The 23,994-nt window shown below is 65.4% G+C and carries 24 protein-coding genes; 17 read left to right on the forward strand and 7 right to left on the reverse strand.

The window, feature by feature from the left end:
* Positions 1–5: 5 nt before the first annotated feature.
* Complete coding sequence (locus AKL29_RS20835; RefSeq protein WP_028332483.1) at positions 6–206, forward strand: DUF2065 domain-containing protein; 201 nt, start codon at positions 6–8, stop codon at positions 204–206.
* A 268-nt stretch (positions 207–474) separates the two neighbouring features.
* Positions 475–1,971, forward strand: coding sequence for a Do family serine endopeptidase (locus AKL29_RS20840; RefSeq protein ID WP_028332482.1), 1,497 nt, complete (start codon positions 475–477; stop codon positions 1,969–1,971).
* A gap of 121 nt (positions 1,972–2,092) precedes the next feature.
* Here AKL29_RS20840 and serB read toward each other — a convergent pair whose 3' ends face one another.
* Complete coding sequence (gene serB / locus AKL29_RS20845) at positions 2,093–2,995, reverse strand: phosphoserine phosphatase SerB (protein ID WP_050385432.1); 903 nt, start codon at positions 2,993–2,995, stop codon at positions 2,093–2,095.
* On the opposite strand from serB, the gene miaA reads away from it, so the two are divergent.
* The 8 genes from miaA (at position 2,994) to ilvC (ending at position 11,097) form a co-directional block, all read left to right on the forward strand.
* On the forward strand, positions 2,994–3,923 hold the full coding sequence (gene miaA, locus AKL29_RS20850; protein ID WP_028332480.1) for a tRNA (adenosine(37)-N6)-dimethylallyltransferase MiaA: 930 nt from the start codon (positions 2,994–2,996) through the stop codon (positions 3,921–3,923). The genes serB and miaA overlap by 2 nt on opposite strands.
* 435 nt (positions 3,924–4,358) lie before the next feature.
* Positions 4,359–6,134, forward strand: coding sequence for an acetolactate synthase 3 large subunit (locus AKL29_RS20855; RefSeq protein ID WP_050385433.1), 1,776 nt, complete (start codon positions 4,359–4,361; stop codon positions 6,132–6,134).
* Between the two features lie 16 nt (positions 6,135–6,150).
* Entirely contained in the window at positions 6,151–7,137 is a 987-nt protein-coding gene (locus tag AKL29_RS20860; protein ID WP_050385498.1) for a threonine dehydratase, read from the forward strand.
* Positions 7,138–7,158: 21 nt separating this feature from the next.
* Entirely contained in the window at positions 7,159–7,701 is a 543-nt protein-coding gene (gene ilvN / locus AKL29_RS20865; protein ID WP_016841057.1) for an acetolactate synthase small subunit, read from the forward strand.
* 3 nt (positions 7,702–7,704) lie between these two features.
* Positions 7,705–8,400 (forward strand): class I SAM-dependent methyltransferase, encoded by a 696-nt coding sequence (locus tag AKL29_RS20870; protein ID WP_028332477.1) that lies wholly within the window; start codon positions 7,705–7,707, stop codon positions 8,398–8,400.
* Positions 8,401–8,435: 35 nt separating this feature from the next.
* Positions 8,436–9,311 carry an EamA family transporter gene (locus tag AKL29_RS20875; protein ID WP_050385434.1) on the forward strand — a complete coding sequence of 292 codons (876 nt, stop codon included), beginning with the start codon at positions 8,436–8,438 and terminating at the stop codon, positions 9,309–9,311.
* Positions 9,312–9,318: 7 nt separating this feature from the next.
* Positions 9,319–9,927, forward strand: coding sequence for a LysE family translocator (locus AKL29_RS20880; RefSeq protein WP_050385435.1), 609 nt, complete (start codon positions 9,319–9,321; stop codon positions 9,925–9,927).
* 150 nt (positions 9,928–10,077) lie between these two features.
* Positions 10,078–11,097: a ketol-acid reductoisomerase gene (gene ilvC, locus AKL29_RS20885; protein ID WP_018272993.1), complete on the forward strand. Its 1,020-nt coding sequence runs from the start codon at positions 10,078–10,080 to the stop codon at positions 11,095–11,097.
* Positions 11,098–11,178: 81 nt separating this feature from the next.
* On the opposite strand, the gene AKL29_RS20890 is transcribed toward ilvC, so the two are convergent.
* Entirely contained in the window at positions 11,179–12,294 is a 1,116-nt protein-coding gene (locus AKL29_RS20890) for a DUF2336 domain-containing protein (protein ID WP_050385436.1), read from the reverse strand.
* Between the two features lie 193 nt (positions 12,295–12,487).
* On the reverse strand, positions 12,488–13,507 hold the full coding sequence (locus AKL29_RS20895) for an adenylate/guanylate cyclase domain-containing protein (RefSeq protein ID WP_050385437.1): 1,020 nt from the start codon (positions 13,505–13,507) through the stop codon (positions 12,488–12,490).
* Between the two features lie 172 nt (positions 13,508–13,679).
* Here AKL29_RS20895 and AKL29_RS20900 point away from each other — a divergent pair, with 172 nt between their 5' ends.
* Both AKL29_RS20900 and AKL29_RS20905 read left to right on the forward strand, forming a co-directional pair.
* Complete coding sequence (locus AKL29_RS20900; RefSeq protein WP_244482229.1) at positions 13,680–14,045, forward strand: lysozyme inhibitor LprI family protein; 366 nt, start codon at positions 13,680–13,682, stop codon at positions 14,043–14,045.
* A 28-nt stretch (positions 14,046–14,073) separates the two neighbouring features.
* Positions 14,074–14,307: a hypothetical protein gene (locus AKL29_RS20905; protein ID WP_028332471.1), complete on the forward strand. Its 234-nt coding sequence runs from the start codon at positions 14,074–14,076 to the stop codon at positions 14,305–14,307.
* A 12-nt stretch (positions 14,308–14,319) separates the two neighbouring features.
* Here the strand turns inward: AKL29_RS20905 and AKL29_RS20910 are convergent, their stop codons facing one another.
* Complete coding sequence (locus AKL29_RS20910; protein ID WP_050385438.1) at positions 14,320–14,940, reverse strand: hypothetical protein; 621 nt, start codon at positions 14,938–14,940, stop codon at positions 14,320–14,322.
* Positions 14,941–15,047: 107 nt separating this feature from the next.
* Here AKL29_RS20910 and AKL29_RS20915 point away from each other — a divergent pair, with 107 nt between their 5' ends.
* From AKL29_RS20915 to AKL29_RS20935, 5 genes are all read left to right on the forward strand, one after another.
* Positions 15,048–15,755 (forward strand): TetR/AcrR family transcriptional regulator, encoded by a 708-nt coding sequence (locus AKL29_RS20915; protein ID WP_050385439.1) that lies wholly within the window; start codon positions 15,048–15,050, stop codon positions 15,753–15,755.
* A gap of 171 nt (positions 15,756–15,926) precedes the next feature.
* A complete protein-coding gene (locus AKL29_RS20920) occupies positions 15,927–17,639 on the forward strand; it encodes a sulfatase-like hydrolase/transferase (RefSeq protein WP_050385440.1) in 1,713 nt (570 codons plus the stop codon).
* 294 nt (positions 17,640–17,933) lie between these two features.
* Entirely contained in the window at positions 17,934–19,112 is a 1,179-nt protein-coding gene (locus AKL29_RS20925) for a COG1470 family protein (protein ID WP_050385441.1), read from the forward strand.
* Positions 19,109–20,095: an ABC transporter ATP-binding protein gene (locus tag AKL29_RS20930; RefSeq protein ID WP_050385442.1), complete on the forward strand. Its 987-nt coding sequence runs from the start codon at positions 19,109–19,111 to the stop codon at positions 20,093–20,095. The genes AKL29_RS20925 and AKL29_RS20930 overlap by 4 nt, the downstream gene beginning before the upstream one ends.
* Positions 20,085–21,047 (forward strand): ABC transporter permease, encoded by a 963-nt coding sequence (locus AKL29_RS20935; protein ID WP_050385443.1) that lies wholly within the window; start codon positions 20,085–20,087, stop codon positions 21,045–21,047. Before AKL29_RS20930 ends, AKL29_RS20935 begins: the two co-directional genes overlap by 11 nt.
* A gap of 18 nt (positions 21,048–21,065) precedes the next feature.
* Here the strand turns inward: AKL29_RS20935 and AKL29_RS20940 are convergent, their stop codons facing one another.
* The 3 genes from AKL29_RS20940 to AKL29_RS20950 form a co-directional block, all read right to left on the reverse strand.
* Entirely contained in the window at positions 21,066–22,625 is a 1,560-nt protein-coding gene (locus AKL29_RS20940) for an ABC transporter permease/substrate-binding protein (RefSeq protein ID WP_050385444.1), read from the reverse strand.
* Positions 22,622–23,410: an ATP-binding cassette domain-containing protein gene (locus AKL29_RS20945; RefSeq protein ID WP_050385445.1), complete on the reverse strand. Its 789-nt coding sequence runs from the start codon at positions 23,408–23,410 to the stop codon at positions 22,622–22,624. Before AKL29_RS20945 ends, AKL29_RS20940 begins: the two co-directional genes overlap by 4 nt.
* 147 nt (positions 23,411–23,557) lie before the next feature.
* The gene (locus AKL29_RS20950; protein ID WP_016844293.1) at positions 23,558–23,773 is read right to left on the reverse strand and encodes a hypothetical protein; all 216 of its coding nucleotides are present in this window, start codon (positions 23,771–23,773) and stop codon (positions 23,558–23,560) included.
* Positions 23,774–23,994 lie beyond the last annotated feature (221 nt).

Here is a 23,994-nt window from a genome sequence, read left to right on the forward strand (position 1 = left end):
ATCCGATGAAGTCCATAGCGTTCGGCGACTTCCTCATCGGGTTGGGAATCCTGTTCGTGCTCGAAGGCATCCTGTTCGCGGCAAGCCCCGCCTGGATGCGCCGGGCGATGAAGAGCGCGCTGGCGACACCCGACAACATCCTGCGCATCGTCGGTATCGGCTCGGCGGTCGCCGGGCTTGTCCTGATCTGGGTGGTGCGGAGATAGTCGCCGTTCCGGAGCATGCGAAGCATGACCGCCAATGCGCGATCGCGCATCGGGGAACCTCGAGATTTCTCAAAGGCGCGCAATTGCGACCCCGGGGTTCAGCCCGTCGGGCTGCCGCGGGAATGACAAGCAAGACTGAACATAATCGTGAGCCTCTCGCAGCCGGTTTTTCGCCGAAATGCCCGGCTGAGATGCTTGCGCCGTGTGCCCGTTCGGGCGCACTCTGTAACTAGCTCATTTGGACCCGTTTGCCTGGAGAAACTCCGACATGACCGCTGCCAGACCAGCCCTGAGCCGTCGCTTCCGCATGATGGGAGCCGCGATCTCGATCGGTGCTGCAAGCATGCTGAGCTCCGTGCCGGCATTCGCACGCGGTCCTGAAGGCATCGCCGACATCGCCGAGAAGGTGATCGATGCCGTCGTCAACATCTCGACGTCGCAGACCGTCGAGGCCAAGGACCGGACGATGCCGCAGCTGCCGCCGGGCTCGCCGTTCGAGGAATTCTTCGACGACTTCTTCAAGAACCGCCGCGGGCCGCCTGGCAAGGGCGGCGACAAGAGCGGTGAGTTCCAGCCGCGCAAGACCAACTCGCTCGGCTCGGGTTTCATCGTCGACACCGCGGGCATCGTCGTCACCAACAACCACGTCATCGCCGATGCCGACGAGATCAACGTCATCCTCAACGACGGCACCAAGATCAAGGCCGAGCTGGTCGGCGTCGACAAGAAGACCGACCTCGCGGTCCTGAAATTCAAGCCGCCGAAGCCGCTCACCGCGGTCAAATTCGGCGACAGCGACAAGATCCGGCTCGGCGACTGGGTGGTCGCGATCGGCAACCCGTTCAGCCTCGGCGGCACGGTGACCGCGGGCATCGTCTCGGCCAAGAACCGCGACATCAGCCAGGGCCCGTACGACAGCTACATCCAGACCGACGCCGCCATCAACCGCGGCAATTCCGGCGGTCCGCTGTTCAACCTCGATGGTGAGGTGATCGGCGTCAACACGCTGATCATCTCGCCGACCGGCGGTTCGATCGGCCTCGGCTTCGCCGTGCCGTCGAAGACCGTGGCCGGCGTCGTCGACCAGTTGCAGAAATTCGGCGAGCTGCGCCGCGGCTGGCTCGGCGTGCGCATCCAGCAGGTCACCGACGAGATCGCCGACAGCCTCAACATCAAGCCGGCGCGCGGCGCGCTGGTTGCCGGCGTCGACGACAAGGGGCCGGCCAAGCCGGCGGGCATCGAACCCGGCGACGTCGTCGTCAAGTTCGACGGCAAGGACGTCAAGGACCCCAAGGATCTGTCGCGCATCGTCGCCGACACCGCGGTCGGCAAGGAAGTCGACGTCGTCGTCATCCGCAAGGGCAATGAGGAGACCCGCAAGGTCACGCTCGGCCGGCTCGAGGACAACGAGAAGGTTCAGCAGGTCAACGCCAGGTCGAAGGACGACACCGCCGAGAAGCCGGTGACCCAGAAGGCGCTCGGTCTCGACCTCGCGGCGCTGAGCAAGGACCTGCGCACCAAGTACAAGATCAAGGACAGCGTGAAGGGCGTCGTCGTCACCGGCGTCGACGGCAACTCCGATGCCGCCGAGAAGCGGCTGTCGGCGGGCGATGTCATCGTCGAGGTGGCGCAGGAGGCGGTGTCGAGCGCCGCTGACATCAAGAAGCGCGTCGATCAGCTTAAGAAGGACGGCAAGAAGTCGGTGCTGCTGCTGGTCTCGAACGGCGACGGCGAACTGCGCTTCGTCGCGCTCGGCGTGCAGTAGCGATCAAGGCGTCGTTCCGGGGCGATGCCAAGCATCGAACCTCGGGGGCGCAGTTGCGCCCTGGGAACCTCGAGATTCCGGGTTCGGTCCTCCGGACCGCTCCGGAATGACTTCCCGTCACCTATCCGACGAACTCATCCCGCCGGTAGCCCTGCGCGTACAGCAGCGCGGTGAGATCGCCGTGGTCGATCCGGACCGCGGCCGCGGCCGCGACCGCCGGCTTGGCGTGATAGGCTACGCCGAGGCCCGCAGCCTGGATCATGCCGAGATCGTTGGCGCCGTCGCCCACCACCAGGGTGTCGATCTCGTCGAGATCGAAGGACTCGGTGAGCTCGATCAAGGTGGCGAGCTTGGTGGCGCGGCCGAGGATCGGCTCGACCACCTCACCGGTCAGCTTGCCGTCCGCGACCTGCAGCTGGTTGGCGCGGTTCTCCTGAAAGCCGACCTTCGCCGCAACCACCTTGGTGAACAAGGTGAAGCCGCCCGAGATCAGGCAGGTATAGGCGCCGTGCGCGCGCATGGTCATGACCAGTTCGCGGCCGCCCGGCGTCAGCGTGATGCGCTTGTCGAGCACCTCGTCGACCACGCTGACCGGCAGGCCCTTGAGCAGCACCACCCGTTCGCGCAGCGCGGACTCGAACTCGATCTCGCCGCGCATCGCGCGCTCGGTGATAGCAGCGACATGGGCCTTGAGCCCGGCGAAGTCGGCGAACTCGTCGATGCACTCCTGGCCGATCATGGTGGAATCCATGTCGGCCAGAAAAAGCTTCTTGCGCCGGGCGATCCGAGGCTGCACGACAATGTCGATCGGCAGGTCGCCGCGGGCCTGGCGAAGGCGTTCCTCGATCGCCTTGATACCGTCCCTGCTGCTATCCTCGCTTTCGAACGGAATGTCGGCAGCGACTTCGTTGAATAGCCACTGCGCCGGGCCGGGTGAGGGCAGCACGGCCCGCGCACCGTCGACGATGGTGGAGTCGAGCGCGGGGCTTGCAGGATTGCAGATCAGCGTGGCAACGAGGGACATGCAGGCGCATTCGGGATTGTTGAACAAGGCAGTGCTTATCGCAGGGCCGACCGCCAGCGGCAAGTCGGCGCTGGCGCTCGAACTCGCGCAGCGGACCGGCGGGGTCGTGATCAACACCGACTCCATGCAGGTCTATCGTGACCTCCGGATCATCACCGCGCGGCCGACCGCAGGCGAAGAGGCGCTGGTTCCGCACCGGCTCTATGGCCATGTCGACGCCGGCGTGAATTTCTCCGCTGGCGCTTGGGTGGCCGATGCGGCGAAGGGACTTAGTGAGGCGCGTGAGCAGGGACGGCTGCCGATCTTCATCGGCGGCTCGGGCCTCTATTTCAAGGCGTTGACGCGCGGCTTGTCGGCGGTGCCGCCGATCCCGGCTGATGTGCGCGATGGTGTGCGCGCACGGCTCGAGCAGCACGGCGTCGAGGCACTGCATGCCGAGCTTGCAGCGCGCGACCCGGTGTCGGCCGAGCGGCTGAAGCCGCGCGACCGCACCCGCATCGCGCGCGCGCTCGAGGTGGTCGAGGCCACCGGCCGCCCGCTGCCGGACTGGCATCGCGAGGGCCTGCCGCCACTGCTGCCGCCGGGCGATTTTCATGCGCTGTTTCTCGCGCCGGCGCGCGAGACGCTCTATGCACGGATCGACGCCCGGTTCGGTGTCATGCTCGATACCGGCGCGCTCGACGAGGTCGCGGCGCTGGCGGCGCGTGGGCTCGATCCGCTGCTGCCGGCGATGAAGGCCCATGGGGTGCCGGCGCTGATCCGGCACCTGAGGGGAGAGATCCGCCGCGAGCAGGCGGCTGAGATCGGCCGGGCCGACACCCGCCATTATGCGAAGCGCCAGTTCACCTGGTTTCGCCATCAGCTCCCGGAATTCGAATGGGTGGCGCCGGACGCGGCGAAGGCGTGGCTACAGGAGCGGATCCCGTAGCCCGGATGGAGCGCAGCGAAATCCGGGGCCTTTCCCCGGGGGGCATCGGCCCCGGATTTCGCTTCGCTCCATCCGGGCTACGGCTTACCGGCCGCACGCCCGTCTGCCATGCGCGTTTCGTCACGCAAAAACGCTCGCCGAACGAGCGGAACCCCGGTAGAGTACGGAAATCGCGAAAATGCTTGCCTTGCCTTGACATTCAGGCTTTGGCCGCTATGTTCGCGCAACCTTTGGGAAGACTGGGTCGTCTCGTGCGCAACATTATTACCAAACTGCTTATCGCCGTCGTACCCAGGCACACCGCCGGGGATGGCTAGCGGCCATCCAAATTCGGGCGGTGTGCATGGGGCCTCTGGGGCCCCTTTTTATTGCCCGAAGCCGAACTGACGAGAACTGACAAAAGCCGCGCAAAAACAAGCGCATCCGGAGCGAACCATGACCGACAAGAGCCACGATCCCAATCAGATGACCGGCGCCGCGATGATCGTGCGCGCGCTCATCGATCACGGCGTGCAGCATGTCTTCGGCTATCCCGGCGGTGCGGTGCTTCCGATCTACGATGAGATCTTCCAGCAGAGCGAGGTCGAGCACATTCTGGTCCGTCACGAGCAGGGCGCCGGCCATGCCGCAGAAGGCTATGCGCGCTCGACCGGCAAGCCCGGCGTCGTGCTGGTGACGTCAGGCCCCGGCGCCACCAACATGGTGACGCCGCTGACCGACGCGCTGATGGATTCGATCCCGCTGGTCTGCATCACCGGCCAGGTGCCGACCCACCTGATCGGCAACGACGCCTTCCAGGAGTGCGACACGGTCGGCATCACGCGGCCCGCCACCAAGCACAATTGGCTGGTCCGCGACGTCAACGACCTCGCCAGGGTGCTGCACGAGGCCTTCTATGTCGCCACCACCGGGCGGCCCGGCCCGGTCGTGGTCGACGTGCCGAAGGACGTGCAGTTCGCGACCGGCACCTACCATCCGCCGCGCAAGTCGGACGTGCACATCTTCTACACGCCGCGCGTCAAGGGCGACGCGACCCAGATCCGCAAGGCGGTGGCGCTGCTCGCCAACGCAAAGCGTCCAGTGATCTATTCCGGCGGCGGCGTGATCAATTCGGGTCCCGAGGCCTCGAGACTGCTGCGCCAGCTGGTGGAGGCGACCGGCTTTCCGATCACCTCGACCCTGATGGGGCTGGGCGCCTATCCCGCCTCGGGCCCGAACTGGCTCGGCATGCTGGGCATGCACGGCACCTATGAGGCCAACATGACGATGCATGATTGCGACGTCATGCTGTGCGTCGGCGCGCGCTTCGACGACCGCATCACCGGCCGTACCGACGCGTTCTCGCCGGGCTCGAAGAAGATCCACATCGACATCGATCCGTCCTCGATCAACAAGAACATCCGCGTCGACGTGCCGATCATCGGCGACGCCGGCAACGTGCTTGGCGATTTGCTGCAGGTGTTCAAGGCGGAAGCCAAGAAGCCGGACATCAAGTCGTGGTGGCAGCAGATCGCGCAATGGCGCGCGCGAAACTCGCTGTCCTACCGCAAGAACAACGATATCATCCTGCCGCAATACGCGATCCAGCGCCTGTTCGAGCTGACCCGCGGCAAGGACACCTACATCACGACCGAGGTCGGTCAGCACCAGATGTGGGCCGCGCAGTTCTTCGGCTTCGAGGAGCCGCACCGCTGGATGACCTCGGGCGGTCTCGGCACCATGGGCTACGGCCTGCCGGCCGCGGTCGGCGTGCAGGTGGCGCATCCGGACAGCCTGGTGATCGACATCGCCGGCGACGCCTCGGTGCAGATGACGATCCAGGAGATGTCGACGGCGGTCCAGTTCGAGCTGCCGATCAAGATCTTCATCCTGAACAACCAGTACATGGGCATGGTGCGGCAATGGCAGCAGCTGCTGCACGGCAACCGCCTGTCGCATTCCTACTCCGAGGCGCTGCCGGACTTCGTCAAGCTCGCCGACGCCTATGGCTGCGTCGGCCTGCAGGCGACCAAGCCGTCTGATCTCGACGGCGCGATCAAGGAGATGATCTCGATCAAGCGCCCGGTGCTGTTCGATTGCCGCGTCGCCGCGCTGGAGAATTGCTTCCCGATGATCCCGTCGGGCAAGGCGCATAACGAGATGCTGCTGCCGGAAGAGGCGACCGATGAGGCCACCGCGAAGGCCTTCTCCGGTGGCAAGGCGCTGGTGTGAGGTGAGGGCGGCTTCCATGTTTGACCTCAACGAGCTCGAGCGCGCGCACCGGATCGTCGGCACCGCAGTGCCGGCGACGCCGGCGCACGCCTGGCCGCTGCTGGCCGAGCGGCTCGGCACCGAGGTCGTGGTCAAGCATGAGAACCACACGCCGACCGGCGCCTTCAAGGTGCGCGGCGGCCTGGTCTATCTCGCGCGGCTGAAGCGCGAGCGCGCCGATGTGCCCGGCATCATTTCGGCGACGCGCGGCAATCACGGCCAGAGCCTGGCGTTCGCGGCAGGGCGTCACGGTGTGCCGGCGACAATCTACGTGCCGCGCGGCAACTCGGTCGAGAAGAACCGCGCCATGCACGCGTTCGGGGCCGAGCTCGTCGAGCACGGCGACGACTTCCAGGCCGCGCGGGAAGAGGCCGAGCGCCGCGCCCAATTCGCCGGCCTGCACATGGTGCCGTCGTTCCACCCGGACCTCGTGCTGGGTGTCGCGACCTACGCGCTCGAGCTGTTCCGTACCGCGCCCGAACTCGACATTCTCTATGTGCCGATCGGGCAGGGCTCCGGCATCTGCGGCTGCATCATGGCGCGCGACCTGCTTGGGCTGAAGACCGAGATCGTCGGCGTACAGTCGACCGAGGCGCCGTCCTACGCGCTGTCGTTTGCGGCCGGAAAGATCGTCACCACCGGGACCAGCAACACCCTTGCCGACGGCATGGCGACGCGGATTCCGGACGCGGATGCGTTCGCACTGATCCAGAAGGGCGCCTCCCGCATCGTGCAGGTCAGCGACGACGAGGTCGGGCAGGCGATCCGCGCCTACTGGACCGACACCCACAATCTCGCCGAGGGCGCGGGCGCTGCGGCGCTCGCGGCCGCGCTGCAGGAAAAGAACAGGCTCGCCGGCAAGCGGGTCGGCCTGATCCTGAGCGGCGGCAATATCGATTTCGATCTGTTCCGGACCTGGATCGGAACGGATGCTGCGCCGGCCGCCGAGCGGGCGGTGGCGTGAACAGAATGTAAGGGGACGACCATGAACCAGCCCGCATCCGCCTACTTCCTCGAAGAGCGTCACGATCCCAACGAGACGCACACTTTGTCCGTGCTCGTGCAGAACGAGCCCGGCGTGCTCGCGCGCGTGATCGGCCTGTTCTCCGGCCGCGGCTACAACATCGAGAGTCTCACCGTCTCGGAGACCGAGAGCCAGAAACATCTCTCGCGGATCACGATCGTCACCACCGGAACGCCGATGGTGATCCAGCAGATCAAGCATCAGCTCGACCGCATGATCCCGGTCTACCGCGTCGTCGACATGACGCTGACCGGCAGCTCGATCGAGCGCGAGCTTGCGATGGTCAAGGTGCGGGGCGGTGGCGATCACCGCGTCGAGGCGCTGCGGCTGGCGGACGCGTTCCGCGCCCGGGTGATCGACGCCACGACCGAGAGCTTCGTGTTCGAGATCACGGGCAATTCGTCCAAGATCAGTCAGTTCATCGACCTGATGCGTCCGCTGGGCCTGGTCGAGGTGTCACGAACCGGGGTGGCCGCGATCACGCGTGGGCCGGAAGGGATGTGAGTCATGTTGGCGCGCGACTGGTACTACACGCAACGGCGGCAGGTCGGTCTCGATACCGCGGTGGCCTCGATCTATGACGTCAGCGAGGACAGCGATGTCCGTGCCCGCCAGGCGCTGACCATGCTCGGCGTCAAGCCGGGCTGGCGGATCGCCGATATCGGCTGTGGCAACGGCGTGCTGGCCACCGAGGCGGCGTTGATGGGGGCCGAGGTCGACGCCATCGACATCTCGCCGGCGATGATCGGGCTTGCCGAAATCTATGCGCGCGACCGCAAGGCGAAGATCCGGACCCAGCCGGCCGGCCTGCTGTCGTTCGCCTACCAGCCGAATTCCTACGACCTCATCGTCAGCGAGTTCACGCTGCACCATCTGCCGGACTTCTGGAAGGCAGTGGCGCTGTCGCGAATCTTCAACGCGTTGAAGCCCGGCGCGAACTTCTATCTGCGCGACATGGTGTTCGTCGGCATGCCCGACGGTGTCGATCGCGATGTCGAAGGTTGGGCCGACTTCTCGATCAAGAATCACGGTTTCGAGCGCGAAAGCGTGATCACCCATATGCGCGACGAATACTCGACCTTCGGCTGGGTGATGGAGCGCATGCTGACCGAGACCGGTTTCACGCTGGTCTCCGTTGATTACCACGCGCCGCTGCACGGCACCTATCTGCTGCGCAAACCGAAGCCCGACGAACAGATCTAGATCCCGACCGAAACGGAAGCAAAAGAAGAACAACAATGAAGCCGGCCGATGTTGGCATCGCCGTCATGGTCGCGGTGATCTGGGGGCTTGCGTTCGTCGCAAGCCGGATCGCGCTCGATGAGTTTTCGCCGGAGCTGATGACGACGCTGCGCTTCGCCATCGCCGCGCTGCCGTGCCTGTTCCTGCGCAAGCCCGGCGTTTCCTGGCCGCTTCTGATCGCGATCAGCGCCACGCTGTTCCTCGGCCAGTTCCTCGCACAGGCCTTTGCGATCGCGCATGGCGTTCCGGTCGGGCTTTCCAGCGTGATCGTGCAGAGCCAGGCGCTGTTCACCATTGCCTTCGCCGCCGTGGCCTTCGGGGAAATCCCGACGCGGACCCAGGCGATCGGCATCGCGATCGCCGCGCTCGGCCTGCTGATGATCTGCGGGACGGTCGGCTACGACTTCAGCGTCGCCGCATTTGCGATCATCATGATCTGCCCGATCAGCTTCGCGATCGGCAATCTTCTGCTGCGGCAGGCGAACGGCGCGCCGATGCTCGATCTGTTCGCCTGGCTGTGCCTATCCGCCGCGGTGCCGCTTGCGGTGCTGACCTTGATCACGAACGGCCCTCAGCCGACCTGGCATGCGCTGACCCATATGTCGCTGACCGGGCTCGTCTGCATGCTCTGCCTCGGCGGCATCTCGACCAGCATCGCCTACTGGCTGTGGGGCCGGCTGCTGCGGGATTATCCGGCGGCGCAAGTGGTGCCGTTCGCGCTGCTGGTGCCGTTCGTCGGCTCCGCCGCGTCGAGCATCGTGTTCGGCGAGACATTCGGGCCGCTGCGGCTGGCCGGCATGGTCACCGTGATCGCCGGCATCGCCGTGATGCTGCTGTCGAAGCGGCCAAAAGCTCTGCCGAAAGTCGCGTGAGGGCGCCATGTCGAATTCGCTGCTGTTTGCCTTTGTCGTGTTCGCCGTCGTGATGTTCTTCACGCCGGGCCCCAACAACATCATGCTGCTGTCGTCGGGGCTGACCTACGGCTTCCGCCGTACGGTGCCCCATATGGCCGGCATCACGGTCGGCTTCGCCTTCATGGTCGGCGCGGTCGGCGTCGGGCTGGGGACCGTCTTCATCGCCTATCCGGCGCTGCAGACGATTCTGAAATATGGCGGCGTCGCCTACCTGATCTATCTCGCAGCCGTCATCGCCATGGCCGAGCCGCCCTCGGCGGACAAGGACGACAGGGGCGGCCGCGGCCCGATGACATTCTGGGGCGCCGCCATGTTCCAGTGGATCAATGCCAAGGGCTGGGTGATGGTGATCGGCACCATCACGGCCTATGCGGCGATTGCCGCTTTTCCCTGGAACATCGCGATCCAGGTCGGCCTGAGCCTTGTCCTGGGCACGGTGTCCTGCGTCGTCTGGGCGCTGTTCGGGACCGCCTTGCGGCCGATCCTGACCTCGCCCCGGGCGATCCGCGCCTTCAATGTGGTGATGGCCATCCTGCTGCTGGCCTCGCTCTACCCGGTCTTCATGGACGCATGATGCCGCACCGCGCCATGCGAGATGAGGGTTTCCCCTGAGGGGGAAAATGCTCTAGACAACGCCGGAAATTCGCGGGCGCCCGGCGGTTCTGACCTTCCGAAAGCCTGATTCATCGGCCGATTTTGGCCCCCTTCAAACGAGGAAACCACGATGCGAGTTTACTACGATCGCGATGCCGACCTGAACCTGATCAAGGGCAAAAAGGTCGCCATCGTCGGCTATGGCAGCCAGGGCCACGCCCACGCGCTGAACCTGAAGGATTCAGGCGTCAAGGAAGTGGCGATTGCGTTGCGCAAGGGTTCGGCCTCGGCCAAGAAGGCCGAGAACGCCGGCTTCAAGGTGATGGAAGTCGCCGAAGCCGCCAAGTGGGCCGACCTCGTCATGATGCTGACCCCGGACGAACTGCAGGGCGACATCTATCGCGAGCACCTGCACGACAACATGAAGAAGGGCGCAGCGCTCGTGTTCGCTCACGGTCTCAACGTGCACTTCAACCTGCTCGATCCGCGCGCCGACCTCGACGTGCTGATGATCGCGCCGAAGGGCCCCGGCCACACTGTGCGCTCGGAATATCAGCGCGGCGGCGGCGTGCCCTGCCTGATCGCGATCGCCAAGGACTCGTCGGGCAACGCCCATGACCTCGGCCTCAGCTATGCCTCGGCGATCGGCGGCGGCCGCGCCGGCATCATCGAGACCACCTTCAAGGAAGAGTGCGAGACCGACCTGTTCGGCGAGCAGGTGGTGCTCTGCGGCGGCCTGGTCGAGCTGATCAAGGGCGGCTACGAAACCCTGGTCGAGGCCGGCTACGCGCCCGAGATGGCCTATTTCGAGTGCCTGCACGAAGTGAAGCTGATCGTCGACCTGATCTATGAAGGCGGCATCGCCAACATGAACTACTCGATCTCCAACACCGCCGAATACGGCGAGTATGTCACCGGTCCGCGCATCGTCACGGCCGAGACCAAGGCGGAGATGAAGCGCGTGCTCGCCGACATCCAGGGCGGCAAGTTCGCCCGCGACTGGATGCTGGAGAACAAGGTCAACCAGACCTCGTTCAAGGCGACCCGCGCCAAGCTCGCCGCGCACCCGATCGAGGAAGTCGGCGCCAAGCTGCGCGACATGATGCCCTGGATCAAGAAGGGCGCGCTGGTCGACAAGAGCAAGAACTAAGAGATTGCAGGGCGAGAGCGGTTCGCTTGCCCTGCACGCCAAAAGTAAAAAGGGTGGGCGCGTTGCCCACCCTTTTCTTTTTCACAATGGCGCAGCGGCCGCCATCGGCTGCTTCTCGATCCTGTTGTGCAGCTGCCAGAACCGCACCGTGCGCTGCGCGGTTTCAAGCGAGAGCCGGCGGTAATCGCGCTGCGCGATCTCGAGCGTCGCATTGTCGAGCGGCAGCGGCAGCGGCCGCTTGCGCAGGATGCTTTCGACCGTCGGCCAGTTGAGCCGCGCCGAGCGGCACGGGATCAGGATCAGGTCGGAGCGAAGGCCGAGCATCAGGCGTTCGATCATCGCGATCGGCATGTCGTTGAGCACGGCGAGCGCGACCGTGACCTCGTCGAGCTTGCCCTCTTCGGCGAACTTGTAGACGGCCGCATCGTCGAGCTCGTTCAGCTGCTTCATCAGCTTGACCAGCTCTTCGGCGATGCCGTAGTTGCGGCGCGGCGCCGCGGCCTCTTCCTGGGCGATGTCGTTCAGCACCTGGCTGATCTCTTCGCGCGCCCTGGGCGACGCGATCGAGAGCAGGCGGGCGCGCACCGTATCCTTGGCGCGCTGCAGCAGGTCGCGCAGCAGCTTGGCCGGAATGTCGATGCGCAGCCCGAGGATCTCGACCAGCTCGTCGTCGCCTTCGGCGCGGGCGACGATGCTGGAATAGCCGTTGTCGGAGAACTGCGCGCCGGCGTTCTTGGCGAGACGCCGGATCACCTTGTCCTCGCCGCGGTCGATGATCACGTCGGTGACGGAAGGCGGCAGGTTTTCCCGCGCGGAGATCGCGAACAGGTGGTCCTGGCCCTTGCTGCTCGCGATCTCGCGCAGCGCCTCGTTCGTGAGGCGGCTGGAGTGGGTCAGCACGTCGCCGGCGACGCTGATGTCGTCGTCCCAGGCGAGGTGCTGAATCACCTCGAACGGCGCATAGTCGAGCGGTGCGAGCCGCTTGCTGAGCTCGGCCCGCGCACGCGTCTCGACGCGCGCGACCAAGAGGCAGAGCACGTCGTCGAACACCTTGACCTGTTCATCGTTGAGGCGGTCGCCGTCGTTCAGGAACAGATCGGTGACCTGCCGCAGCGTCTGCACGCGCTTGGCTGATGTCCCGTCCCGGACCGCATCCTCGAGTTCGGCAATAATCGATTGTGACGCCTGTTGCGCCATCGATGGGCAACCTTGTTTTTGTTGAATGACACCTGTTTGGGCACCATGCGGGGCGCGGTCTTACACCCGCGTTAAGGTGGAACCCGGTGCAAATACGGTGTGCGTCGCATCCTTAACAGGCTGCGACCGGACTCGATTCAATGCGCGCTTTCGGCTCGGCGGAAGCTGATGCCGATACATTTTAAGAGATTGTTCAGGACGATACGCGCCGCGCGACGGAAAAGATGTCGATCGACGCAGCACGTCCGCGCAATTGCGTCGAGCCGCTCGGCTCGACGACTAAATCCCGGTCCGGCGGCAGCAGGCGGAGCAGGTTGCCCGATACCAGCACGGGACGGCCGGCCTCCTTGCAATGCGCCTGCAGCCGCGCCGTGACGTTCACGGTGTCGCCGAAATAGGCGATCTGCCGCCGCGAGTCCCCGCATTCCGCGATGACGACCGGACCGGCATGCATCCCGGCCCGAAACGCGGGCACCACGCCGAACTCCTTGCGATATTGATCGGCGCGCTTGGCGAGGCGATCCTCGATCGCGAACACGCAATCCAGATACTGCCGCGATCGTCCGTCGGCATTGACCGGCCATGTCACAATCACTTCGTCGCCGACATAGGCGTGGACTTCGCCGCCGTGCGACACGATCGGCTCGTCGATGTCGAAGAAGAATCGCGTCAGCAATTCCTGCACGCGCAGCTCGCCCATCGATTCCGCTAGCGTCGTCGAGCCGATCAGGTCGAGGAACAGCAGCACGCGCTCCTCGCGCACCGGCTGCCGATAGCGTCCGAGCACGATGCTGAGCAGCGTATGCCCGCCGATCATCCGGACCAACTCGTAGATCGTCGTGATCGGGATCGACAGCAGCAGGCCGACGCCAATGATCTTCAGGAAGGTTTCGCGCATCCACTTGGCTTCGAGCCCATGCCCGTAAAGCACGACTTCCAGCATGATCGCGGCGGCCGCAACGATGACGGCGAGGATCACAGAGCGGCCGATCAGCTCGACGATGAGTGATTGCCGTCGCAGCCAGCCACCACGTGCGGCCAGATAGAGATGCGTCGCCCAGACGATCACCGTGAGGGCTGCGCCGTCGAGGGCGCTGCGCACATAATTCGAGACGGAGGCCTCGTCGGACTCATCGAAAGCATAGCGAAACAGCCCACCGACGAGCAGGCCGAACACCGCCAAGACGATCACAGGCGTCACGGCGCGCCGCATGGTCCCCTCCATGCATATGAAATATCCTGCGCGGACCGGGAAGGCCAGCCGCGGCGCGGCCGGCGGTGGACGGGATGCATGGCGGCGGCACTCACGTATGCTGCGACGACAGGAACGATCGAACAGGGAAAGTGGCATGACATCGGCTGTCACGACAGGCGCGTGCAGGCTCATGGCCGTTCTGACGGCCGTCTCCATCGCCTTCACCGCGCCGGTTGCCCGCGCCGGCGATCAGAGCGTTGGCGAGCCATCCTGCGACGGCGGCACCTACCAGATGGTCGAATGCCTCAAGGCCAAGACCGCGCAGTGGGACAAGCGGATGAACGTCGCCTACCAGAAGGCGTTGAAGGATGTCGCCGACGACAAGCAGCGCGAACAGCTGCGCACCGCGCAGCGGCTATGGATCCAGTATCGTGATGCCAACTGCCTGTATTACGACCTCGGCGAGGGCACTATCGCCCGGCTCGATGCCGGCGAATGCATGCGCAGCATGACCGAAGCCCGCGCTAAGGAACTGGAGAATCTTGGCCATCAGTGAGCCATCTTCCGGAGTCAGGACCGAGGTCATGACTGATGGAAAAAGCCAGGACGAATTGACCCAGCTTGCCGAGGAGGCGCTGCGCGCCCAACCCGGCTGCGAAACCGCGCGCGTGCCGGCGATCGCCGCGTTGCCCGATGCGCAGATCGGACGCAACTGGGAGATTCCGAACGTCGTGCTCGGCGACAGCCTGATCAGCGACGTCGATCGTGCGGTGCTGTCGGTTCATCGCCAGCTTGGCCGCAAGTTTCACCTGGTGTGAGGCGGCTTGATCTCAGCTCGCCTGTGCCTGACGTGGCGCAGGCCGGCCGGCCATGCTGATCATCCTGAGCGCGAACACCGCAGCGAGCGGCACGAGGAATAGCGCGTAAAGCGGCATCTCGGGAATCCGCTTGCCGAACGAGACCATGAACTGCAGCAGCAGATAGTAGCCGCCGATCAGATGCAGCCTGCGCCAGGCGCGCGGGCCGAGCAGTGCAGCCGTGCGATCGAACGAAGTCGCGGTCAGCGCGATGATGGCGAGATAGCCGATACCGCCGAAGACGTAGGAGACGATCGAGGTCACGGCCGCAAAGCCGGGTGGATCGAGCATCGCGAAGGCTGCGATCGCGACCGCATGGATGGCGTGCGAGGCCGCGAAGGTGACGCCCAAATAACGGCGGTTGCGGCGCTGCCAGTGCGTCCAGGCGTTCGGCCACAGCCGCGCCAGCGCCGCCGTCGAGAAGGCGAGGCAGAAGAACAAAAGCGAGGTCCGCGCCGTGAAACGGATCACCATCCGAACGCCCTCGACCTCGAACTGCCGCATCGCGGCGATCCAGATCGAAAGCCCGATCAGGGTGAGCGTGAGCAGGCCAAACAGCCGCCAGCCCTCGAACCAGTTGCGATGCGTCGCCATATCCCGCCTCCCATTTATGTAATCACCAGTTACATTTCGTGCCCGCGCGCAGTCAATCTGTGTAATCATCGCTTACATTCACAAGCGGGTGATGCTAGAGGATCGCCATGCGCCGCCCCGCCAAAAGCCCGCCCACCCTCCGCCGGCCCGCCAAGCCGCGTCCGGTCGCGACGCGGGCGCAGGCGGCCAGGCCGTACCACCACGGCGACCTCCGCCGGGTCCTGATCGATGCCGCCATGCAACTGGTCGGCGAGGGCGGGCCGGAGGCGGTCAGCGTGCGCGAGGCCGCGCGCCGCGCTGGGGTCTCGCCGGGCGCGCCGTTCCGGCATTTCCCGAGCCGGGACGCCCTGATGAATGCGGTGGCGGAGGAGGCGCAACGCCGCTTTCGCGCCGAGATCGAGGCGGCGATGGCCGAGGCGCCGTCAGGCGATCCGCTCGGCCGCTTCCGCTATCTCGGGATCGCCTATCTGCGCTGGGCGATGAAGAACCCGGCCCATTTCGAGATCATCTCCAGCCGCCGCTTTTTCGACCACGACCGCTCGGCCGCCGTCTCCAGCGACAATGCCGAGTTGATCGGCCTGACCGAGCGCACGCTGGCGGAGGCATTTTCAGACGGCCAACTCGGGACGCGCGATCTCAGGCAGGTCCAGATCGCCGGCCGCGCGCTGGTCTATGGCTTCGCGCGGATGCACATCGACGGCCATTTGCCGCGCTGGGGTGTCGGCGATGCGGAGGTCGAGCAGATGGCTGCCGACATCGTCGATCTGTTCATCGCCGGTATCGCGAGCCACGCCGCGCCGGCCGCCAAGGTTTAACGCACGCGCGCTGCTTGCCGCGGCCAGGCCTGGGCGGGCAAATTCATTGCGCGTTCATGACGATTCAATTACGGTTTTGTGACGCGGCCCAGACACCGGCTGTGCCGCATGCCTCCTGGCCGTTGCCAGTCAAGGCGGTGGCATTGCGCCGGGTTGTACTGCGTCCCGCCCATGGCGCCCGCGCCTCAGCAAAACTCCTCCGTTGCCGCACTGGCCGGCGGTCTTGCCGCGCTTGGCATCTGGCGGTTGATGGCGGTCGCGGCACCGCATTTCGGCGCGCTGATCCTGATGCTGCGCACCGAGACCGATTTCGGCTCGCGGCTTTGCTTCCTGCTCACTTGGGGAATCCTGAACTTCCTGTTCATCGCGCTGCTGCGCCGGCCGGCGCTGTCGGGCGCTCTGTCGCTGACGCTGGTCGTGGTCTTGGTGCTGCTGTCGCGGTTCAAGCACGACGTGGTGCAGATGACCGCGAACTTCGTCGACCTGATGGTGATCGACCGCGACACCGCGGCGTTCCTGCTGACGATCTTCCCGAGCCTGCGCTGGTCGATCATCGGCGCCGGCCTCGTCACGCTGCCCCTGATGTACGCGCTGTGGTGGCTCGATCCGTTCCGCATCCGCCGCCTGCCGGCTGCGGCGGCCTGCCTCGCCTGCACCGCAGCGCTCTCGGGCTATGCCTTCGCCTGGCCGGACGAGGCCTGGCGCGGCTATTACGACGACGGTTACCTCTCGAAGTTCGCGCGCTCCGGCGTGACCGCGGTATCCGATTTCGTCGCCTATGGCTTCATGGAGTCGGATCCGACCGCGAGCGATCAGCTCAAGATGCCCCTGGTCGATGCCTGCCATCCCGCCGGGCGGCGGCCGAACATCATCATGATCCATGATGAATCGAGTTTCGACATCCGCGCCGCCTCTGGCGTCAAGGTGCCGCCGGGCTATGGCAGCCAATTCAAGTCCTATGACGGCGTCGAGCGCAAATTCCTCGCCGAGAGCAATGGCGGACCGAGCTGGTTCACCGAGTACAACGTGCTTGCGGGATTGTCCTCGCGCTCGTTCGGCCGGTTCTCTTATTTCGTCACCCGCATCGCATCGGGACGCGTGGAGCGCGGCCTGCCGTTGGCGCTGCGTCGCTGCGGCTACGACACGCTCTCGCTCTATCCCGCGTTCGGCGCCTTCATGAGCGCGCGCAACTTCCAGACCACGACCGGCATCCAGCGCTTCTACGACGCGCATGACCTGCATGCGAAGGATGTCGAGCCCGACAGCTTCTTCTACGACAAGGCGCTGAAGCTGATGGCCGAGCAGAAGACGTCAGGCACGCCGCTGTTCGCCTTCGTCTATCTCGCCGCCAATCATTTCCCCTGGGAAACCAAATTCCATCCCGAGTTGCTGCCGTCGTGGAAGCGGCCGGGCAACAAGCCCGCGGTCGACGAATATCTACGCCGGCAGGCGATGAGCGCCAACGACTATGCCGACTTCGTCGCGGCGCTGAAGAAGAAGTTTCCGGCGCAGCCTTTCCTGATCGTGCGTTACGGCGATCATCAGCCGGAATTCTCGCCGCAGCTGCTCGATCCCGATCTCGACGAGGCCGGCATCGGCAAGAAGCTGATGGATTACGATCCGCGTTACTACGCGACCTACTATGCGATCGACGCCGTCAACTTCGAACCTGTGAAGAGCCCGGCGGTGATGAACACGATCGACGCAGCGTATCTGCCGCTGGTGATTCAGGAAGCTGCCGGCATTCCGCTCGATCCGTCGTTCGAGGAGCAGAAGGCGATCATGCTTCGCTGCAACGGCGCATTCTATTCCTGCAAGGACGGCGCAGAAGCGCGCCGCTTCAACCGCCTGTTGATCGACGCGGGGATCATCAAGGGACTTTGAGCATGCTTCGCGGCCTTCGGGCTAAGGCGGAAGCAATCCATTGTCGCCAATCGCAACTGCGCTGCGAGCTCCCTGCGACGACCGCTCCGCACATCACAGAGATCGCATCGTGAACTAGACTAACGTCGGTAGACGAAGGTCGTCACGCGAAACCGCGCGCATTACTCATTTGTAATTACGCCGCCGAGATTTCGTCACGATTGTTGCGATGATCTGTCGCGCCGCTGCCACGGTGTTCATCAGCGCGCAGCGTCAAGTCAGTCAATCCCGCCCTTCTTGCAGGAGTGTTTGCCCATGCGAGCGCTCGATGTTGCGCGCCTTGTCGCCGCCTTCGGACTTGCTATTCCCCTTGCCATTCCCTCAGCCTACGCCGCGGAGCCGCCCCACGACATCAAGGGGCTCTACATGATGACGGACTATCCGGCCGTCACCATCAGGCCCGGCACCACCTCCAACATCTCGCTGCGTCTGCAGAATTACGATCTCGGCCCGCAGCGCTACAAGCTATCGGTCGAGGGCGTGCCGAGCGGCTGGACCGCGACGCTGCTCGGCGGCGGCCAGCCGGTCGCGGCCGCGATGCCGGCGCCCGACTCCAGCGTGCCGCTGCAACTCCGGCTCGACGTGCCCGCCAACGCTTCGCTCGCCGAGCAGACCTTGACGGTGAAGGCCGAAGGGCAGGGCAGCGAGGCGACGTTGCCGATCGTGGTCGCGCTCGCCAAGGAGCTGCCGGCAAAGCTGACGGTGACGTCGAAACTTCCCGAATTGCGCGGCAGCCCAAAATCGAATTTCGAATACACGCTGACCATCAAGAACGACAGCGGCCGCAACCTGGTCGCAAGCTTCGCCGCGGCTGCGCCGCAGAACTTCGAGACCTCGTTTACCGAGGCCTATGGCACACAGGAATTGTCGTCGATCCCGATCGAGGCCGGACAGTCCAAGGACATCAAGCTCAAGGTGCGGCCGCCGAGCGCGATTGATGCCGGGCATTTCCCGGTCAAGGTCACCGTCAACGCCGAGGATGCCTCGGCGCAGACCGAGGTGGCGCTCGATGTCGCGGGCCAGCCGCAGCTTCAGCTCTCCGGCCGCGACGGGCTGCTGAGCGCGCGTGCGGTCGCCGCCGAGCAGAGCACGATTCCGGTCGTCGTCACCAACAGCGGCACCGCGCCGGCCGACAACATCGAGCTCGCCGCGACGGCGCCGAGCGGCTGGAAGGTCACGTTCCAGCCCACCAGGATCGAGCGGCTGGTGCCCGGCAAGGACACTGAGGTTCAGGCGCTGGTGACGCCGAGCGACAAGTCGCTCGCCGGCGACTACCAGCTCGCGATGCGCGCTACCTCGCGCGGCGAGACGGCGTCGAGCCAGTTCCGCGTCACGGTGAGCACTTCTACCGTCTGGGGCATGGCCGGTGCCGGCGTGATTGGCGTCGCGCTGCTGTTGATGCTGGGTGCGGTTGCGAGGTTCGGACGGCGATGAGCGAGCAGCAGAACAACAGTGCTGCAACACGGCCCGAAACCGTCATCGCGGCACGCGATCTCACCAAGCGCTACGGCAAGACCAGCGTCGTCGACGCCATCAATTTCGACATCGCCAAGGGCGAGGTGTTCGGGTTGCTCGGCCCGAACGGCGCCGGAAAGACCACGACCATCCTGATGATGCTCGGGCTCACCGAAATCTCGGCCGGCCGGGTCAGCGTGCTCGGCTTCGACCCGGCGCGGCAGCCGTTGCAGGTCAAGCGGCGGGTCGGCTATCTGCCAGATGCCGTCGGTTTCTACGATCACCTGACCGCGGTGGAGAACCTCGCTTACGTCGCCAAGCTGATAGGCCTCCCGATGGCCGAACGCTCGCGGCGGATCGCGGCGGCGCTCACCCGCGTGCGTCTGCTCGACGTCGCCGACAAGCGCGTCGCAACGTTTTCGCGCGGCATGCGGCAGCGGCTCGGGCTTGCCGAGATCATCGTCAAGCGGGCCGAGATCGCCATCCTCGACGAGCCGACTTCGGGTCTCGACCCGCAGGCGACGATTGAATTCCTCGACCTGATCAGGGAGTTGAAGGCCGAGGGCGTTACCGTGCTGCTGTCGTCGCACATGCTCGACCAGGTGCAGCGGGTCTGCGATCGCGTGGCGCTGTTCCGGGCCGGGAAGATCGCGCTGATGGGTTCGGTGGCCGAGCTCTCGGTTCAGGTGCTGGGCGCGGGCTTCGTCGTCGAGGTCGAAGCCGACGGCGCGGGCATTGCGCGGCGGCTCGCCGCGATCCCGGGCGTCGGCAATGTCGAGACGCTCGCCGATGACCGCTTCCGCATGACCGCCGACCGCGACGTCCGGGCCGATGCCGCGCGCGCGGTAGTCGCGTCCAACGGCGCGCTGCGACGGCTCTCGGTCGACGAGCCGAGCCTCGAGGCGATCTACGCTCGCACCTTCCAGGCCACCCCGTCAGGAGGCGTGCGCGATGCGGCGTGAGGGTTCAGCATTCCAAGGCGTCGGTGCCGTCTTCGTCAAAGAGCTGTCGGACAACATCTCGAGCGTCCGCATGCTGATGCTCCAGCTTCTGATCGTGCTGACCGCGATGGCGGCGCTCTATGAGGCGATCGCCGCGCTCCGCCAGAATACCGCGGAGGATCCATTCCTGCTGTTGCGGCTGTTCACGGTGAGTCAGGTGCCGCTGCCGTCCTTTGTCGCCATCCTCGGCTTCCTGATCCCGCTGATGGCGATCGGGCTCGGCTTCGACCTGATCAACAGCGAGCACAACCGGCGCACGCTGTCGCGGATCCTGGCGCAGCCGATCTATCGCGACGCGCTGCTGCTCGGCAAATATCTCGCCGGGCTCGCGACGATCGCGATCAGCCTCACCGCGCTGTGGCTGCTGGTGATCGGCCTCGGCCTGATCTTCCTCGGCGTGCCGCCGGGCGGCGACGAGATCGCCCGCTCGCTGGCCTTCCTGGTGATTGCGATCTTCTATGCCGGGGTCTGGCTGTCGCTCGCAATGCTGCTCTCGATCGTATTCCGCTCGCCAGCGACCGCGGCACTGGTGGCGCTCGGCCTCTGGTTGTTCCTGACCGTGTTGTGGCCGATGCTGGCGCCGGCGATCGCGCAGGCCATCGTGCCGCCCGATCCACGTTTTGCAGCGCTCGGCCTCGATACGCCGGGCACGGCGATCTGGACCCAGCTGCTGCAGCGGTTCTCGCCCAATGACCTGTTTGGCGAGGCGATGCTGGCGGTGCTGTCGCCGACCACGCGCACGCTCGGCCCGGTGTTCCTCGATCAGATCCGCGGCGCCGTGATGGGTGCCCCGTTGCCGTTCGGCCAGAGCGTGATGATCGCCTGGCCGCAGACGGTCGGCCTGATCGCCTGCACCATCGTGCTGTTCGTCGCCGGCTACGTTCTGTTCCAGCGCCAGGAGGTCAGGGCCTGAGGCGGAGAGCGCGGCGGTTCAGTGCGGCCCAATCTTGTCCCACAGCCAGCGCGCCACCGCGTCGGGCGACGATGATGCGTCGTTGCCCGACGCGCGCAAATTCGCCTCGCGCATCCCGGCGATATCGATCTTGCCGAGCAGCGGCCGCAGCGCCGCCTTGAGGGCCTCGTCGTCGCGCCGCTTTGGCGACAGCAGGACGATGGCGTCATAGGGCGGGATGGCGTGCCTGTTGTCCTCGAGCGTGACAAGATCGTATTTCGCGATCAGTCCGTCGCTGGTGTAGCCCGCGATCACGTCGACCTCGCCGGAGGCAACCGCCGCATACATGAAATCCGGCTGCATCTGACGCTGGGCGCGGAACGTCAGCCCATAAGCCTTCTGGATGCCGACCCATTCCGGCCGCGAGAAGAATTCATAGTCGCCGGCGATCGACATCGTCGCGGCGCGTGACGCGAGGTCGGCGATCGAATGGATACCGAGCTCTTCGGCGCGCTTCCTCGGCATCACCAGCGTATAGGCATTCTCGAATCCGAGCTCGCCGAACAGCGTGATGTCTTGCTTTGCCAGCGTCATCTGCAACTCGCCCAACAGCTCGGCGCGGGGCTTGATGTCGGTGTGGTGGAACTGGTTGGCCCACAGCGTTCCGGAATAGTCGACATAGACATCGATATCGCCGGCCGTGAGCGCGTCGTAGATCACGTTGGAGCCGAGGCCGGCGCGGGTCGTGGCCGGAAGGCCCGCCGCTTGCAGCCGCTGCGCGATCAACGCCGACAGCACATATTGCTCGGTAAACGTCTTGGCGCCGACCACGATGCCCGCATGCGGACGCGCGATCGCGGGCAGCAGAGTCGCCGCGATCAGGGCAGTAATACCGAGCCCGCCGAGTGCCGTCCGGATGCGGCTGCGATTGCGCAGGCCGTTCTCGATCAGCGCCAGAAATTGGTCAACCACAAGCGCGAGCACGGCCGCAGCGAAACAGCCGAACAGCACGAACACCCAGTTCTGGGTCTGCAATCCCGCGAAGATATAGTTGCCGAGGCTGGTCTGGCCGATTGGTGTTGACAAGGTGGCGGTGCCGATCACCCATACCGCCGCCGTGCGGATTCCAGCCATCATCACCGGCAGCGCCAGCGGAAGCTCGACCATGGTGAGCGATTGCCGCGGCGTCATGCCGACGCCCTGGGCGGCTTCCAGCACCGCCGGATCGACCCCCGACAGGCCGGTGATGGTGTTGCGCAACACCGGCAGCATCGAATAGAGCGCGAGCGCCAGCACGGCGGGCAGGAAGCCGAAGGCGGAGAAGCTGAAGCCGAGCCACGCCGCCGTCAACGCGGCGAGCGCCAGCAGCAGCGGATAGAACAACGCGAGCAGCGCGAGACCGGGCACGGTCTGCACGATGCCGGCAAGCCCGAGCAACGTCGTGCGCAGCACCGGCCGGTTACGAGAGATGATCGCAAGCGGCAGGCTGATCAGGAGCCCGAGCGCCAGCGCGCCGACGCTGACCCGCACATGATTGCCGAGATAGTCGGGCAGATGGGAGAGCGCCTCGCTCCAGCGCGGATCGGCTGATAGAGTCATGCCGTGTCGCCCCGCGGCAGCAAGGCGCCCAGGCGTTCCGCCTGCCGGCGCGGCGTGCGCATCAGTTCACCGACATAGCCATCGGTGCTGGCCGAGAGTTCCGCCGGCGTGCCCTGGGCCAGCAGCCTGCCGCCGCGCATCACCGCGACACGATCGGCCAGCAGCAACGCCTCGGTCATGTCGTGGGTGATCATGACCGTGGTCAGGCCGAGCTCGCGGTGCAGCGTTCGATAATCGTCGCCGAGCGCGTCGCGGGTGAGCGGATCGAGCGCGCCGAACGGCTCGTCCATCAGCACGATGCGCGGCTTCGCAGCCAGCGCACGCGCGACGCCTATGCGTTGACGCTGGCCGCCGGAGAGTTCGTGCGGCATACGCTCGCGATATTGTGAGCGGTCGAGCCGCACAAGGTCGAGCAATTCATCGACCCGCGCCGAGATCTCCGCCTGCGTCCAGCCGAGCAGATGTGGCGTGATGCCGATGTTGCCGGCGACGGACAGATGCGGAAACAGCCCACCGCTCTGGAAGACATAGCCGATGCGGCGCCGCAGCAGGATCGGGTCGATGCGGCTGACATCCTCACCCTCGACCGCGATCCGGCCTTGGTCGGCTTCGATCAGGCGATTGGCGAGCCTCAGCAGCGTCGTCTTGCCGGAGCCCGAGCCGCCGACAATCGCCAGGAATTCACCCTCGGCTACGTCAAGCGAGACGTCGTCGACCGCCACCACGCGACCACTGTCAAAACTCTTGCCGACATGCGCATAGGCAATCAGCGGCGTTGCGGGCATTCCAGGGCGACCTCATGTCTCACCGTCGTTAACGACAGTGATAGCCCATAAATTGGACTTTGACTCGAGGCGCGGGCGCCTGCGCGGTGGTTTCGCAGGCTGTTCCGGTCGAAGCGGATCAGCCCCGTCCGGGGCTGTGAGCACACATCACACTTCGTTCTTGGGTACGTACTTGCCCATGATGCATTTATAGCTCTGCAGGTGCCATTCGTGATACGGCCCCTTGGCGAGCCAATCGGCGATGCCGATCTGCGCATTCACTGCGCAGGCGCCCATGGTGATGCCGGATTGGTCACTCGTGGTGACGACCTTTTCCATGCAGAGTTGAGCATTGCAGAGGATGGCGACGAGCGTAACGAGCATGACGGCCTTTATCAGTGGGGTTAACCCGGTCTGACCCGAATCATGCAGGGTTCATGCCACTATCAGCAGCTTTGGTGTCGCAGCCGACAAGACTGGGAAAGTACGGCCGGAGCGAATCGTCACGCCCGTCAGCGCGTAGCCGCACGCCCGTAGATACGCTATAGTCGCTGCCCAACTACGGCGTGAGATCGGGGCGAGCGAGGAACGTTGCGCGGTCGGGG

This window comes from Bradyrhizobium pachyrhizi, assembly GCF_001189245.1.
GTDB classification, from domain to species: Bacteria; Pseudomonadota; Alphaproteobacteria; order Rhizobiales; family Xanthobacteraceae; genus Bradyrhizobium; species Bradyrhizobium pachyrhizi.

What these genes read in the sequence shown, in the direction of transcription:
- AKL29_RS20835 (WP_028332483.1), top strand. Translation starts at nt 6, where the DNA reads ATGAAGTCCATAGCGTTCGGCGACTTCCTCATCGGGTTGGGAATCCTG.
- AKL29_RS20930 (WP_050385442.1), top strand. Translation starts at nt 19,109, where the DNA reads ATGAGCGAGCAGCAGAACAACAGTGCTGCAACACGGCCCGAAACCGTC.
- AKL29_RS20920 (WP_050385440.1), top strand. Translation starts at nt 15,927, where the DNA reads ATGGCGCCCGCGCCTCAGCAAAACTCCTCCGTTGCCGCACTGGCCGGC.
- AKL29_RS20875 (WP_050385434.1), top strand. Translation starts at nt 8,436, where the DNA reads ATGAAGCCGGCCGATGTTGGCATCGCCGTCATGGTCGCGGTGATCTGG.
- AKL29_RS20910 (WP_050385438.1), bottom strand. Translation starts at nt 14,940, where the DNA reads ATGGCGACGCATCGCAACTGGTTCGAGGGCTGGCGGCTGTTTGGCCTG.
- ilvC (WP_018272993.1), top strand. Translation starts at nt 10,078, where the DNA reads ATGCGAGTTTACTACGATCGCGATGCCGACCTGAACCTGATCAAGGGC.
- AKL29_RS20935 (WP_050385443.1), top strand. Translation starts at nt 20,085, where the DNA reads ATGCGGCGTGAGGGTTCAGCATTCCAAGGCGTCGGTGCCGTCTTCGTC.
- AKL29_RS20900 (WP_244482229.1), top strand. Translation starts at nt 13,680, where the DNA reads ATGGCCGTTCTGACGGCCGTCTCCATCGCCTTCACCGCGCCGGTTGCC.
- AKL29_RS20940 (WP_050385444.1), bottom strand. Translation starts at nt 22,625, where the DNA reads ATGACTCTATCAGCCGATCCGCGCTGGAGCGAGGCGCTCTCCCATCTG.
- AKL29_RS20950 (WP_016844293.1), bottom strand. Translation starts at nt 23,773, where the DNA reads ATGCTCGTTACGCTCGTCGCCATCCTCTGCAATGCTCAACTCTGCATG.
- miaA (WP_028332480.1), top strand. Translation starts at nt 2,994, where the DNA reads ATGCAGGCGCATTCGGGATTGTTGAACAAGGCAGTGCTTATCGCAGGG.
- ilvN (WP_016841057.1), top strand. Translation starts at nt 7,159, where the DNA reads ATGAACCAGCCCGCATCCGCCTACTTCCTCGAAGAGCGTCACGATCCC.
- AKL29_RS20945 (WP_050385445.1), bottom strand. Translation starts at nt 23,410, where the DNA reads ATGCCCGCAACGCCGCTGATTGCCTATGCGCATGTCGGCAAGAGTTTT.
- AKL29_RS20870 (WP_028332477.1), top strand. Translation starts at nt 7,705, where the DNA reads ATGTTGGCGCGCGACTGGTACTACACGCAACGGCGGCAGGTCGGTCTC.
- AKL29_RS20925 (WP_050385441.1), top strand. Translation starts at nt 17,934, where the DNA reads ATGCGAGCGCTCGATGTTGCGCGCCTTGTCGCCGCCTTCGGACTTGCT.
- AKL29_RS20880 (WP_050385435.1), top strand. Translation starts at nt 9,319, where the DNA reads ATGTCGAATTCGCTGCTGTTTGCCTTTGTCGTGTTCGCCGTCGTGATG.
- AKL29_RS20890 (WP_050385436.1), bottom strand. Translation starts at nt 12,294, where the DNA reads ATGGCGCAACAGGCGTCACAATCGATTATTGCCGAACTCGAGGATGCG.
- AKL29_RS20915 (WP_050385439.1), top strand. Translation starts at nt 15,048, where the DNA reads ATGCGCCGCCCCGCCAAAAGCCCGCCCACCCTCCGCCGGCCCGCCAAG.
- AKL29_RS20860 (WP_050385498.1), top strand. Translation starts at nt 6,151, where the DNA reads ATGTTTGACCTCAACGAGCTCGAGCGCGCGCACCGGATCGTCGGCACC.
- AKL29_RS20855 (WP_050385433.1), top strand. Translation starts at nt 4,359, where the DNA reads ATGACCGACAAGAGCCACGATCCCAATCAGATGACCGGCGCCGCGATG.
- AKL29_RS20895 (WP_050385437.1), bottom strand. Translation starts at nt 13,507, where the DNA reads ATGCGGCGCGCCGTGACGCCTGTGATCGTCTTGGCGGTGTTCGGCCTG.
- serB (WP_050385432.1), bottom strand. Translation starts at nt 2,995, where the DNA reads ATGTCCCTCGTTGCCACGCTGATCTGCAATCCTGCAAGCCCCGCGCTC.
- AKL29_RS20905 (WP_028332471.1), top strand. Translation starts at nt 14,074, where the DNA reads ATGACTGATGGAAAAAGCCAGGACGAATTGACCCAGCTTGCCGAGGAG.
- AKL29_RS20840 (WP_028332482.1), top strand. Translation starts at nt 475, where the DNA reads ATGACCGCTGCCAGACCAGCCCTGAGCCGTCGCTTCCGCATGATGGGA.